The organism is Kitasatospora sp. NPDC098652 (genome assembly GCF_044760155.1).
Taxonomy (GTDB): domain Bacteria; phylum Actinomycetota; class Actinomycetes; order Streptomycetales; family Streptomycetaceae; genus Kitasatospora.
In genome coordinates, this window is record NZ_JBIWAQ010000026.1 from 30051 (window position 1) to 44210 (window position 14160).

The following is a 14160-nucleotide window of genomic DNA, read 5'->3' on the forward strand; positions in this document are numbered from 1 at the left end:
GGGCACGGCGGACCCGGTCGAGGGCGGTGTCGGGTACGGCCTCCAGTTCGGTGAGGTGGTCGACGTGGTCGAGGGCGGCGCGGTTGAGGAGGTCGCGGGCGTCGTCCTCCTCGCGGGCGCTCCGAGCACGAAGGCCATTGCGGGTGGTAGCCCGGCGACGGCGGCGGCGGCGAGGACGAGGCCGAGGGAGAGAACAGCCACCGGGCGCCAGACCGTACGGAGGTCGCGCAGCGACAGCTCCTCGGCGGAGGCGTACAGCAGCGGGGGCAGCGACCACCATGCCGATGACCTGCGGCGGTACGCGCAGGGCGGGGACTCCGGGTATCAGCGCCACCCCGATGCCCGCCAGGACCAGCAGCGACGGCGCGGGAGCGCGCAGCCGCCCGGCGAAGACGGCCACGGCCGTGGAGGACCCGGGAAGGACGCATCAGGGTACTGGCCGCCGACGTGCTGTCCGCCGCCTCAGCCGCTACGGAGTCAAGTGCGGGCCCTGTGAGGAAGCAGCGTGAGCGTCTCCCGCTGCCGGTCAGCCGGCAACAGCCGTCCGGAGCGGAGCGGCACCCACGGGCCTTGGCGGAACCACTACTTGACGAAGCTCTCCACGACCTTCGGCGGCCAGACCCCGACCTTGAGGGCCCCCATCGAGTAGGCCCGGGAGACCAGTGCGGCGCGGTTGGGGACCCGCAACTTCCGCAGCAGGCACGTCACGTGGTACTCCACGCCCTGACGGCTCAGGTACAACCGGGCGGCGAGCGGCACGGTCGAGACGCCGGCCGCGATGCCCTCGAGAATCTTCGCGTCGATCTCGCTCAGCAACTTCTTCTGGCCGGCCACGACCTCGGACCCACCCGAGTCCGGACGCCCGTCGGGCATCATCACCAGGATCGACGACTCGTCAGGAAGATCGCCGCGCACCATGACGGCGGTGAGCGGGACGGTGAACGTCTCGTCGTGCGGGCCGACTGCTATGACGTCGGTGGCGAAACGGTCACGCCGCCCTTCGATCAGTCCGGAGAACTGACGCAGCAGGGGTTGTTGGACGCTCGGGTGCACGAGGTCGCTGAAGGTACGGCCGCAGAGGTCCGCGGAGGAACGTCCGAACTGCCAGAAGAAGGCCTCGTTCGCCTGCCGGATGGTGAGGGCCCGGTCGAGCTGGGCCATGGTCAGGCCGGGCTGTCCGGCCAGCGGGTGGTGCTGCGGTCCCGCGCCGGCGGCCGGGACGGGAGCGGGTTCGACGGTCCGGGTTGCACCGGCTGCGTACGACATCACCACAGAGAATCGGATCCCTTCAAGGCACGGGTACGGTTTGTTCTTCCCGGAACAATCCGGCGCATTCTCCGCCGGCCTGAACCGCCGTGAAGTCAGCACGGAACTCCGGCATCGGTGGAGACAGCGGTTTCAGGCGACCGAACTGCTTCCGGCCGGAAACCATGGATGTTCGGATGAGTGATTCGATGACGATCCCGATATTCCGGGGTCACGCGCCTGGAACGGCCTGCAATTGCGACTGACGGAGATTCAGCTTACCCAAGCGCCTGCGACCAGAGTATATGGGAGCCGTCAAGAAGCGGGCCGCATCCGAAGAATCCGTTCGAGGACCAGGATCGCGACCCGATGCCCGGCCACCCGACGGGCCGGGGGCCTCCGGGGAATCCTTGGAGGAGCCTTTGACTCCCCTTCTGACTCCCCTTCGCCGGCCACTTCCGATCAAACCGGGACACACCCGGATGATCGGGCCGGGCGACCGTCCGGCCGGGCCAAGGACTAAGGAATTCCCGACACCGGGCGTGAGACCAAGGTGGGGTGCAGTCCCGATCGCCAACCCCGCCCCGAGGGAGTCCGATGAGCGCCGTGCAACGGCCGATCCTGTTTGTCAGCCTTCCGGAGAGCGGCCTGCTCAACCCCCTGCTGGTGCTGGCCGGCGAGCTGGCCCGACGGGGCGTGCCCGACCTCTGGTTCGCCACCGACGAGCCCCGGCGCGCCGACGTCCTGGGCCTCGCGGACCGGTCGGCGGTGGAGTTCGCCTCCCTCGGCGACGTCTTCTCCGAGCTGTCCGCGGTCAGCTGGAGCGACGAGGTGTACCGCCGGGTGACCCAGCTCTCGCGCTTCAAGGCCCACCGGGCGGTGATCCACCAGTCGTACCGGCCCGACCTCCAGGCCGAGAAGTACCGCCGGCTCGCGAAGGTCGTGGACGAGTGTGATCCCGCCCTGATGGTCATCGATTGCGTCAGTGCCTTCGCCGTCGACCTCGCGCTGACCCGGGGCATTCCGTTCGTCCTGAGCGTCCCGTTCCTGCCGAGCAACGTCCTCACCTCGCACAGCCCCTTCGGGTCCTCCTACACCCCGAAGGATTTCCCCGTCCCGCATTCCGGCCTGCCCTACCCGATGGGTTTCGGCCAGAGGCTGAGAAACCGTCTCTTCAAGCTCCGCACGCTCGCGCTGTTCTTCCACCCCGCGATGGGGAAGGTGCTTTCCGAGGACGCCCGGCTGCGCAAGGAGCTGGGCCTGCCGAAGCCCAGCCCCATGACGCGGATCGACCGCGCGGAAATGGTGCTCTGCAATTCTGTGCGGGAGCTCGACTATCCTTTCGATATTCCCGGGAAGGTGAAGCTCGTCGGGGCCATGGTGCCGCCACTGCCGGAAGCCTCGCCGGCCGACGACCCGACCGGCGTCATGGACTGGCTGGACGTGCAGTCCTCCGTGGTCTACATGGGATTCGGCACGATCACCCGGCTCACCCGGGCGCAGGTGGGCGACCTGGTGGAGGTCGCGCGACGCCTGGACGGCCGGCACCAGGTCCTGTGGCGGCTGCCGACCGAGCAGCAGCACCTCCTGCCGCCGCGCGACCAGCTGCCGAACAACCTGCGGGTCGAGAGCTGGCTGCCGTCGCAGCTGGACGTGCTGGCCCATCCCAAGGTCGAGGTGTTCTTCACCCACGGCGGCGGCAACGGCTTCCACGAGGGCGTGTACTTCGGGAAGCCGCTGGTGGTCCGGCCGTTGTGGGTGGACTGCTACGACCAGGCCGTACGCGGCCGGGACTTCGGGATCAGCCTCACGCTGGACCGGCCGCAGGACCTCGACCCGGACGACGTCGTGGACAAGCTCACCCGCGTGCTCGGCGACCGTTCCTTCCGCGAGCGGGCCGCACGCGTCGGCGAGGCGCAGCGCGCCGCCGGTGGCCGGTCGGCGGCGGCCGACCTCCTGCTCGGACTACCGGCCCTGACCTGATCCGTTTCCCGACCGCCCACGAGCCGACCCGCCGTACGGCGACCCGCCCTACGGCGACCCGTCGCGCGACGGGCCGTCCCGAAGTGAGGACCCCATGCCCTTCACCATCCCCGTGTCCCGGCCGAGCCTCGACGGCCGGGAGCTGGAGTACGTCAACCGCACGATCGGCGACGGCTGGATCTCGTCCCAGGGGCCGTTCGTCCGGCACTTCGAGGAGGCCTTCGCCGAGTACAACGGCTCCGCGCACGGTGTCGCCTGCTCCTCCGGCACTGCGGCCCTCACGCTGGCCCTGCGCGCGCTCGGCATTGGCCCCGGCGACGAGGTCATCGTGCCGGAGTTCACCATGATCGCCTGCGCCTGGGCGGTGACTTACACGGGCGCCACCCCGGTGTTCGTCGACTGCGCCGACGACCTGAACATCGACGTCGAACGGATCGAGGAGCGGCTCACCCCGCGCACCAAGGCGATCATGCCGGTGCACGTCTACGGCCGCCGGTGCGACATGACGACGATCATGGAGATCGCCCATCAGTACAACCTGCGGGTCGTGGAGGACTCCTCCGAGGCCCACGGCATCCGACCGGTCGGCGACATCGCCTGCTTCTCGCTGTTCGCCAACAAGATCATCACAGCCGGTGAAGGCGGCATCTGCCTCACCGACGACCCCCGCCTGGCCGGCCAGCTGGCCCACCTCCGGGCCATGGCCTTCACCGCCGACCACAGCTTCCTGCACAAGAAGCTCGCCTACAACTTCCGCATGACGGCCATGCAGGCCGCCGTCGCCGTCGCCCAGACCGAGCGCCTGGACGAGTTCCTCGCGGCCCGCAAGGAGATCGAGCGGCGCTACGACCAGGGCCTCAAGGAGGTCCCGGGGATCACCCTGATGCCGCCCCGGGACGTGCTGTGGATGTACGACCTGCGGGCCGAACGTCGCTCCGAGCTCCGAGAGTTCCTGACCGGCGAGGGCATCGAGACCCGGCTGTTCTTCCAGCCGATGAGCCGTCAGCCGGGATACTACGACCCCTCCTGGCCCGGCCTCAACGCGGCCCGCTTCGCGGCCGACGGCCTCTACCTGCCCACCTACACCGACCTGACCCCCGCCGACCAGGACCGCGTGATCGGCGCGGTCCGCGCGTTCTACGGCGCGTCCTGAGCCGGCCGGCCGGAGGAGACCCGACACCATGACGCCCGAGACAGCGCCGCCCGAGACAGCGCCGCCCGACACCGTGCCCTCCCGGACCGGGCCTCCCGGGGAGCCGACGGGCGCCGAGCCGCCGGTGGTCGACTTCCCGCTGCGCGTGCCCGGCGAGCGCTTCCCGCCGCCGCGCTACCAGGACTACCGGGAGCTGCCGGGCCTGGTGCTGTCCTACCTGCCGAACGGCCGCAAGGTCTGGCTGGTGACCCGGCACGAGGACGTGCGCTCGGTCCTCACCGACAGGAGGATCAGCTCCAACCCCGACCATCCCGGATTCCCCAACGTCAGCGAGACGCTGGGCGTGCCGCGCCAGGAACAGATCCCCGGCTGGTTCGTCGGTCTCGACTCTCCCGAGCACGACCGCTTCCGCCGGGCGCTCATCCCGGAGTTCACCGTCCGGCGGGTGCGGGAGCTACGGCCCGCCGTCGAGCAGACCGTCGACCGGTGCATCGACGCGATGCTGGCGGCCGGCGACGAGGCGGATCTGGTCGCGGACTTCGCGCTGCCCGTCCCGTCGCTCGTCATCTCCTCGCTGCTCGGCGTTCCGCCGGTGGACCGGGACTTCTTCGAGTCCCGCACGCGGACCCTGGTCGCCATCCAGGCCTCCACCGACCGACAGCGCGACACCGCCTCGCGCGAACTGCTGCGCTACATCAACCGGCTGGTGGCGATCAAACAGAACTGGCCCGGCGAGGACCTGATCAGCCGGCTGCTGGCGACCGGCGCGATCGAGCCGCACGAGATGTCCGGCGTGCTGATGCTGCTGCTCATCGCCGGGCACGAGACGACGGCCAACAACATCGCACTCGGCGTGGTGACGCTGCTCCAGAACCCCGAGTGGATCGGTGACGACCGGGTGGTGGAGGAGACGCTGCGCTTCCACTCGGTGGCCGACCTGGTCTCGCTGCGGGTCGCGGTCGAGGACGTCGAGATCTCCGGGCAGCTGGTGCGGGCCGGCGAGGGGATCGTGCCGCTCGTGGCCGCCGCCAACCACGACGAGAAGGCCTTCTCCTGCCCGCACGCGTTCGATCCGGCCCGCACCGAGCGCCACCACGTCGCGTTCGGCTACGGCGTCCACCAGTGCCTGGGCCAGAACCTGGTGCGGATCGAGATGGAGATCGCCTACCGCCGGCTCTTCGAACGCATTCCCGGCCTGCGTCTCGCAGTGCCGGTCGAGGACCTCCCGCTCAAGTACGACGGCGTGCTGTGCGGCCTGCACGCACTTCCGGTCCGCTGGTAGGAGACCCCGCCCACCGATCCGCTTCAGGAGAACCGTTCATGCGCATCACCGTCGACACCGACCGCTGCGTCGGCGCGGGCCAGTGCGTGCTCAACGCCCCGGCCGTGTTCGACCAGGACGACGACGGCGTGGTCGAACTGCGGGGGCCCGCCGTGGCCGTCGAGGACCGCGACGCGGTCGACACCGCCGCCACGCTCTGCCCGTCCGGCGCCATCACCGTCCACCGGGACTGAATCCCGCCCCGCGAGGGGCCCCGAGAGAGGACCAACCCCCATGACCAGCCCCGGCACGGCGAGCACCCTGTGGCTGCGCCGCTTCCACCCCGGTGAGGGCCGCACGGTACGCCTGGTGTGCTTCCCGCACGCCGGCGGATCCGCGAGCTTCTTCCTCCCCGTCTCCGCGGCCCTGTCCGCCGAGGCCGAGGTGATCGCGCTGCAGTACCCCGGCCGGCAGGACCGCCGACGGGAACCCTGCATCGAGGACATCGCCACCCTCGCCGACCGGATCACCGACGAACTGCTCACCCTGGACGACCGGCCCACCGTGTACTTCGGCCACAGCATGGGCGCCGTCCTCGCGTTCGAGACCGCGTGGCGACTGGAACGGAAGGGCACCCACGCACCCGGTGCGGTCATCGCCTCCGGCCGCCGGGCGCCGTCCACCACCCGCCCGGAGGCGGTGCACCGACAGGACGACGACGGCGTCATCGCCGAGCTCAAGCTGCTCAACGGCACCAACGCCCAGCTGCTCGGCGACGAGGAGGTCCTGCGCATGGCGATGCCCGCGATCCGGGCCGACTACCGCGCCATCGAGCGCTACACCTGCGGGCCCGACCGCGTCCTCGGCTGCCCGGTCGTCGCGCTCACCGGCGACGCCGATCCGCGCACCACCGTCGCCGAGGCCCGCGCCTGGCAGGCCCACACCGACGGGGCGTTCCGCCTCCGGGTCCTGCCCGGCGGCCACTTCTTCCTCGCCGACCAGCAGACGGCGGTGCTCCGGGAGATCTCCGCCGAACTCGCCGAGCTCCGCTGACGGACCGCCGGCCCGGACAAGGACCCCTGATGCGCACACTCCTGGTCGACAACTACGACTCCTTCACCTACAACCTCTTCCACTACCTCGCCGAGGTCAACGGCCGAGAGCCGGAGGTCATCAGCAACGACGACCCGGCCTTCCGACCCGAACTGCTCGACGCGTTCGACAACGTCGTGCTCTCCCCCGGCCCCGGGACCCCGCACAGGCCCGCCGACTTCGGCCACTGTGCCGGCATAGCCCGGGAGGGCCGGCTGCCCCTCCTCGGCGTCTGCCTCGGCCACCAGGGACTGGCACTCGCCCACGGCGCCGCCGTGGGCCGGGCGCCCGCACCCCGGCACGGGCGCACCTCGGCCGTGCGGCACACCGGGACCGGTCTCTTCCACCACCTGCCGAACCCGCTGGAGGTGGTCCGCTACCACTCCCTGGCGGTCACCTCGCTCCCGCCCGCCCTGGAACCGATCGCCTGGGCCACCGACGACGGCGTGGTCATGGCCCTGCGCCACCGGGAACTCCCCCTGTGGGGGGTGCAGTTCCATCCCGAGTCGATCGGCACCGAGGCCGGCCTGCGGCTGCTGTCGAACTTCCGCCACCTCACCGAGCAGCACGGGCGCCGACGCCGCGGCACGGCGCCCCGCCCCCGCACCTCGCCCCGCCCGGCACCCGCACCCCGAGCCGCGCGGCGGCCGACCACCCGGCGCCTCGCCGTCCTGACCCGCCGGGTCGACACCGGCTGGGAGGCCGAGACCGTCTTCGACCACGTGTTCCGCGCAGGCGGTCATCCCTTCTGGCTCGACAGCAGCCTGCCCGGCGGCCGCCTCGGGCAGGTCTCGGTGATGGGCAACGCCGCCGGGCCGCTCGCCCGCGTCGCCACCGCGGACGTCCAACGCGGCACCGTCACGGTGACCGCCGGCGGCACCACGCAGGTCGTCCAGGGCGAGTTCCTGACCTGGCTCGACGACGACCTGCGCACGGTCGACGTCGACCTGCCCGAGCTGCCGTTCGACTTCGCGCTCGGCTGGGTCGGCTGCCTCGGCTACGAACTCAAGGCCGAGTGCGGCGGCGAACGCGCCCACCGCTCGCCCGACCCAGACGCCGTCATGGTCTTCGCCGACCGAGCCGTCGTCCTCGACCACCACACCGGCACCACCCACCTGCTCGCCCTCGCCGAGGACGGCCGGGACGTCTCCGCCCACGTCTGGCTGGACGACACCGCCGCCCTGCTCACCGGCCCGGCCCCGCACACCGACCCGCCCGCCCACACCCCGCCCGGCGCCGACGCCCGGCTGCGGCTGCGACACCCGCGCGAGGCGTACCTCGAGCTCATCGACGCCTGCCAGGACGAGATCACGGCCGGCGAGACCTACGAGGTCTGCCTCACCAACATGATCGACGCGCCCGCCGACCTCGACCCGTGGCAGGCCTACCGCGCGCTGCGGCGGATCAGCCCCGCCCCGTTCGCCGCCTTCCTCTCCTTCGGTGACCTCGCCGTGCTCAGCTCCTCCCCGGAGCGCTTCCTGCGGATCGGCCCGGACGGCCTCATGGAGTCGAAGCCCATCAAGGGCACCCGTCCGCGCGGCGCCACCGGCGAGGAGGACGCCCTGCTCGCCGCCGACCTCGCCACCAGCGAGAAGGACCGGGCCGAGAACCTGATGGTCGTCGACCTCGTCCGGCACGACCTCGGCCGCTGTGCCCGGACCGGCTCCGTCGTCGCCGACCCCCTGTTCGACGTCGAGACGTACGCCACCGTGCACCAGCTCGTCAGCACCGTTCGGGCCCGGCTGCGCCCCGAGTGCAGCGCGGTCGACGGCGTCCGGTCGGCGTTCCCCGGCGGCTCGATGACGGGCACGCCCAAGCTGCGCACGATGCAGATCATCGACCGGCTGGAGAACGGACCGCGCGGCATCTACTCCGGCGCGATCGGCTACTTCTCGCTCAGCGGCGCGGCCGACCTGAGCATCGTGATCCGCACCGCCGTGCTCAGCGGCGGACGGTTGCGCTACGGGGTCGGCGGGGCGATCATCGCGCTGTCCGACGCCGAGGGCGAGTTCGAGGAGACGGCGGTCAAGGCCCGCCCGCTGCTCGCGCTGCTCGACGCCGAGCTGCCGCTGGAGAGCCCGGCGGCCGCGATGCGTCGGCGCCGTCCGTCCGGCTCGTTCCCGGCCGCCATCCCGAGCTGAGGGTCCGCTCTCCGGATCTTCCGCACGCCAGGCCGGGCGCCCGGAGCCGCGCGCCCGGCCGACGGGCTCCGGCGAGGAGGGCCCGGAGCAGGACGCCCCGGAGGGCGCGGTCCCTCCCGAAACCCAGGCTGAGCACGGCCGGTGCGGCCGGCCGGCGACCCCGTCAGGAGCGAAGGTGCCCGTCCACAGCGATGACTACGCGATCGATCCGGCCGCCGGCTCGCCCGGGGCGCTCGGCGGCCACACGCTGCCCGCCGTGTTCGCGGCGGCGGTCCGCCGGGCGCCCGACGCCGTCGCCCTGGTCGACGGTGACCGGGAGGTGACCTGGCGCCAGTGGGCGGACGACGCCGCCGCCCTGGCCCGGGCCCTCCAGGAGCTCGGCGTCGCGCCCGGGGACGTCGTCGCCGTCCAGCTCCCCAACTGCCGGGAGTACCAGACGGCACACGTCGCCGTCGCCGTCGCGGGCGCCGTCCTGCTGCCCGTCCACGCGGGGCACGGCGCCGCGGACGTACGCGCACTGCTGGCCCGGGTGGACCCGGTCGCCGTGCTCCTCCCGGCTGAGGCGGCAGCCACGGCGGTCGAACTCCTGACGACCGTGTCGTCCCTCCGGGCGGTGCTGGTCGCCGGGGACGAGGCACCGACCGCACGGGGCGTGCACGCGCTGGAGCGCCTCACCGCCCAGTGGGCGGGTCACGCCCCGCACCCCGTGGACGTCCGGCCCGAGAACCCACTGGTCCTCGTCCCGTCCTCCGGCACCACCTCGGCCCGGCCCAAGATCTGCCTGCACAGCCACGACGGGCTGCTCTCCAACACGGCGTCCGTCGCCGACGAGGGCGGTCCGGCCTTCGCGGAGGCGATCCTGACGGCCTGCCCGCTCACCCACCTGTTCGGCCTGCAGTCGCTGCACACCGCCCTGTTCCGGGCCTGCCGCCAGGTGCTCCTGAACGGCTGGGACCCGGAGCGCTTCCTCGCCCTCGCCCGCGCCACCGCCCCGAGCGCCGTCTTCGCCGTCCCGGCCCAACTCCACGACGTGGTCGCCACCCTGGCCCGGAGCGGGCAGCCGGCCGGCTTCCGGCCGCGCGAGGTGCGCACCGCCGGGGCGGCGATCCCCGCCGCGCTGGCGGCCGACGTCCGGGCGGTGCTCGGCGGCGAACTCGTCGTCGTCTGGGGCATGTCCGAACTGGGCACCGGCACCCGGACCTCCACCACCGATCCGGCCGGCGCCGCCGTGCGCAGCGTGGGCCGACCGACCAGCGGGGCCCGCGTGCGGGTCGTCGGCGACGACGGGCGCGAACTGCCGACGGGCGAGCCGGGCGACCTCCAGTACCGCAGTCCGAGCATGTTCCGCGGCTACTACCGCGAGCCCGACCTCACCGCAGCGGCCGTCACGCCGGACGGCTGGCTGCGCACGGGCGACCGGGCGAGCCTCGGGGCGGACGGCCTGCTGCGCTTCCACGGACGCGCGGCCGAGCTGATCAACGTGGGCGGGCGGAAGTTCGACGCGACGGAGGTCCAGGAGCTCCTCGCGGCGATGCCGGGCATCGGCCCGCTCGCCGTCGTCGGACGGGCGGACGCTCGGCTCGGCGAGATCCCGTGCCTGGTGCTGACCCGCGCCGCGGACCCGGCGATCGGTCTGCGGGCGGTGACCGCCTTCCTGCGGGAGCGCGAGGTCGCCGAGTACAAGGTGCCGCTGGAGCTGGTGGCCGTCGACGACCTCCCGCGCACCCCGGCCGGGAAGCTGCACCGGCGGTCGCTGGAGGAACTGGTGGCCGGGGCGGCGGTCGTTCAGGCTTCCCACGCCATGGACTACCGCGACGCGCTGGACCTCGTGCGCTCGTGCGCGGCCGAGGTCATGGACCGCGGCCCGGCGGACGAGCCGATCGGCGTCGGCACGGCGTTCCGCGCGTACGGGCTGGACTCGGTGCGCACCATCCGGCTGCGCAACCTGCTGGCGGAGGCGACCGGCCGTGCGCTGCCGGTGAGTCTCGGCTTCGACCACCCGACTCCCGCGGCCGTCGCCGCGTTGCTGTCGGGCGTGGTGTCCGACCGGGAGGAGGACCCGCACGACGCCTCCTCCGACGAACCGATCGCCATCGTCGGCATGGCCTGTCGACTGCCGGGCGGCGTCTCCTCCCCCGACGACCTCTGGGCGCTCGTCGCCGACGGCACCCACACCGACTCCGCGTTCCCCGCCGACCGCGGCTGGGACCTCGACGGCCTCTTCGACGACGATCCCGACCACCCCGGCACCTCCTACGTCCGCCGGGGCGGGTTCCTGGACGGCGCGGGCCGGTTCGACGCCGCCTTCTTCGGCTTCTCCCCGCGCGAGGCCCTGGCCGCCGACCCTCAGCAGCGGCTGCTCCTGGAGACCGCCTGGGAGGCGCTGGAACACGCCGGGATCGACCCGAACGGGCTGCGGGGCAGCCGCACCGGCGTCTTCACCGGGGCGATGTACCACGACTACGGCGTCGGCGCCCCGGCGGAGTTGGAGGGCCTGCTCGGGATCGGCACCGCCGGCAGCGCGCTGGCCGGGCGGATCTCCTACTGCTTCGGCCTGGAGGGCCCGGCGCTCGCCGTCGACACCGCGTGCTCCTCCTCGCTCGTCGCCCTGCACCTCGCGTGCCGCTCGCTGCGCTCGGGCGAGTCCTCGCTCGCGCTGGCCGGCGGCGTCGCGGTGATGGCCACGCCGACGTCGTTCGTCGAGTTCTCGCGGTTGCGCGGGCTCGCGGCCGACGGTCGCTGCAAGTCCTTCTCCGACGACGCCGACGGCGCGGCGTGGGCGGAGGGCGCCGGCCTGCTCGTGCTGGAGCGGCTGAGCGACGCGCGCCGCAACGGGCACCCGGTGCTCGCCCTCGTCCGCGGCTCGGCCGTCAACCAGGACGGCGCCTCGAACGGCATCACCGCGCCCAACGGCCCCGCCCAGCAACGCGTCATCCGTCGCGCCCTCGCCGACGCGGGGCTCGCGCCCGGCGACGTCGACGCCGTCGAGGCGCACGGCACCGGAACCTCGCTCGGCGACCCGATCGAGGCACAGGCGCTCCTCGCCGTCCACGCCGACGCGCGCCCGGCGGACCGGCCGCTGTGGCTCGGGTCCGTCAAGTCGAACATCGGGCACACCCAGGCGGCCGCCGGGGTGGCCGGGGTGATCAAGACAGTGCAGGCGATGCGACACGGTCTACTGCCGCGGACCCTGCACGTCACCCGGCCGACCGGCCGGGTCGACTGGTCCTCCGGCGCCGTGCGGCTGCTGACGCAGGCGCAGCCGTGGCACCGGGAGGACGGGCGGGTGCGGCGGGCGGGGGTGTCGTCGTTCGGGATCAGCGGGACGAACGCGCACGTGGTGCTGGAGGAGGCACCGGTGGCGGCAGCACGCCCGGCGGCACCCCGCACCGCTGACCGTCCGGTGCCGCCCTGCACCGCTGACCGTCCGGTGCCGCTGCTGCTGTCCGCCCGCGGTGAGCCGGCCCTGCGGGCCCAGGCCGGGCGGCTGGCCGAGCACCTCGCCGCCCACCCCTCGTACGCCTTGCCCGACGTCGCCCTCGCGCTCGCCGGCACCCGGGCCGTCCACACCCACCGCGCCGTGCTGGCCGGCGCCGAACGCGGCGAACTCGTCGACGCGCTGGAGCACTTCGCCGCCGGGGAACCGTCGCCGGTCGCCCCGGTGACCGGGCGGCGTGACGGCGGCGGGCGGCTCGCCTTCGTCTTCGCCGGGCAGGGCAGCCAGCGTCCCGGCATGGGGCGCGAACTCGCCGCCTCCTTCCCCGAGTTCACAGCGGCCCTGGACGAGGTGTGCGGCTTCCTGGACCCGCTGCTGGAGCGGCCGCTGCGTTCCGTGCTGTGGGAGGACCGGGCAGACCTCCTCGATCGAACGGAGTTCGCCCAGCCCGCGCTGTTCGCCCACGAGGTCGCCCTCCACCGGCTGTTGGAGTCCTGGGGCGTACGCCCCGACCTGCTGGCCGGGCACTCGGTCGGCGAGATCGCCGCCGCGCACGTCGCCGGGGTGCTGTCCCTGCCGGACGCGTGCACCCTGATCGCCGCCCGGGGCCGGCTCATGCAGGCCCTCCCGGCCGGTGGCGCGATGCTCGCAGTCCGGGCGTCGGAGGACGAAGTCCTGCCGCTGCTGGGCGAGTTCGTCTCGCTGGCGGCCGTCAACGGCCCCTCGTCCGTCGTCGTCTCGGGCACCGAGGAGGCGGTGGCGGCGGTCGGGGCCCACTTCGCCGACCGGCGGACGGCGCGGCTGCGCGTCTCGCACGCCTTCCACTCGCCGCTGCTGGAGCCGATGCTGGCGGAATTCCGTGACGTGCTGGAGGGGTTGTCCTTCGCCCCACCCGCCATTGCGCTGGTCTCCGGCGTCACCGGCCGACCGCTGACCGCCGAGGAGGCCCGCGACCCCGGCCACTGGGTGCGGCAGGCCCGGGAGCCGGTCCGCTTCCGGGACGCCGTCTCGCGGTTGAGGGCCGAGCACGCCGACGCCTACCTCGAACTCGGTCCCGCCTCCGCGCTCGCCCCCATGCTCGGGGAGTGCCTGGCCGGCACGGACGCCGGCGCACCGGCCGCCGTCACCACGACCGGCTCGGCCGACCGGGCGGACGAGGCGCGCGCCCTGCTCGTCGCCGTCGGACGTCTCCACCTGCACGGCGTACCGGTGGACTGGGAGGCCGTCCTGCCGGGCGCCCGGCCCGTGCCGCTGCCGACGTACGCGTTCCAGCGGCAGACGTACTGGCTCGCGCCCGCCGCGCCGACACCGCCGACCACGGCCGTCGTCGCCACCGCACCGCTGCGCGACGGCCGGCTCGCCACGGCGAGCCCCGAGGAGCGCGACGCCCTGCTCCTCGAACTCGTCCTCGCCGAGACCGCCGCCGTGCTCGGGCGCGGCCCCGACGACCTCGAGGCCACCCAGGCGTTCTCCGACCTCGGCGTCAACTCCGTCAACGCCGTCGAACTGCGCGAACGCATCGCCATCGCCACCGGCACGCCCCTCCCGGCGACCCTCGTCTTCGACCACCCCTCGCCGGCCTCCGTCGTCCGCGCCATCGCGGCCCTCCGAGACCGGCCCGCCCCGGGCGCCGCTCCCGAACCCGCCGCCGCCCACCTGGTCGACCGCCTCGCGGCGCTGCTCGCCGCCGGCACCGCACTCGACCCGGCCACCGCCACCCGGCTGCGCGACCTCGCCCGGCGCTGCGCCACAACCGCCGGACCGGCCCGCCCGGCTCCCGGGCCCGACCTCGACGAGGCCACCGACGAGGAACTCTTCCGCCTGATGGACGCCGTGGACTGACGCCGCG

General features: G+C 73.4%; 8 protein-coding genes. 7 read left to right on the forward strand and 1 reads right to left on the reverse strand.

The window, feature by feature from the left end; all coding sequences use genetic code 11:
• Positions 1–582: 582 nt before the first annotated feature.
• The gene (locus tag ACIQWA_RS35615) at positions 583–1266 is read right to left on the reverse strand and encodes a LuxR C-terminal-related transcriptional regulator (RefSeq protein ID WP_402489852.1); all 684 of its coding nucleotides are present in this window, start codon (positions 1264–1266) and stop codon (positions 583–585) included.
• 576 nt (positions 1267–1842) lie between these two features.
• Between ACIQWA_RS35615 and ACIQWA_RS35620 the strand changes: the two genes are divergently transcribed.
• From ACIQWA_RS35620 to ACIQWA_RS35650, 7 genes are all read left to right on the forward strand, one after another.
• Entirely contained in the window at positions 1843–3228 is a 1386-nt protein-coding gene (locus ACIQWA_RS35620; protein ID WP_402489855.1) for a glycosyltransferase, read from the forward strand.
• 94 nt (positions 3229–3322) lie between these two features.
• A complete protein-coding gene (locus ACIQWA_RS35625; protein ID WP_402489858.1) occupies positions 3323–4381 on the forward strand; it encodes a DegT/DnrJ/EryC1/StrS family aminotransferase in 1059 nt (352 codons plus the stop codon).
• Positions 4382–4409: 28 nt separating this feature from the next.
• Positions 4410–5663 (forward strand): cytochrome P450, encoded by a 1254-nt coding sequence (locus ACIQWA_RS35630; RefSeq protein WP_402489861.1) that lies wholly within the window; start codon positions 4410–4412, stop codon positions 5661–5663.
• Between the two features lie 38 nt (positions 5664–5701).
• Positions 5702–5896 (forward strand): ferredoxin, encoded by a 195-nt coding sequence (locus ACIQWA_RS35635; protein ID WP_402489864.1) that lies wholly within the window; start codon positions 5702–5704, stop codon positions 5894–5896.
• A gap of 40 nt (positions 5897–5936) precedes the next feature.
• Positions 5937–6695 (forward strand): thioesterase II family protein, encoded by a 759-nt coding sequence (locus ACIQWA_RS35640; RefSeq protein WP_402489867.1) that lies wholly within the window; start codon positions 5937–5939, stop codon positions 6693–6695.
• 29 nt (positions 6696–6724) lie between these two features.
• Complete coding sequence (pabB, locus tag ACIQWA_RS35645) at positions 6725–8875, forward strand: aminodeoxychorismate synthase component I (RefSeq protein WP_402489870.1); 2151 nt, start codon at positions 6725–6727, stop codon at positions 8873–8875.
• 175 nt (positions 8876–9050) lie between these two features.
• On the forward strand, positions 9051–14153 hold the full coding sequence (locus ACIQWA_RS35650) for a beta-ketoacyl synthase N-terminal-like domain-containing protein (RefSeq protein WP_402489873.1): 5103 nt from the start codon (positions 9051–9053) through the stop codon (positions 14151–14153).
• The last annotated feature ends 7 nt before the right edge of the window (positions 14154–14160 follow it).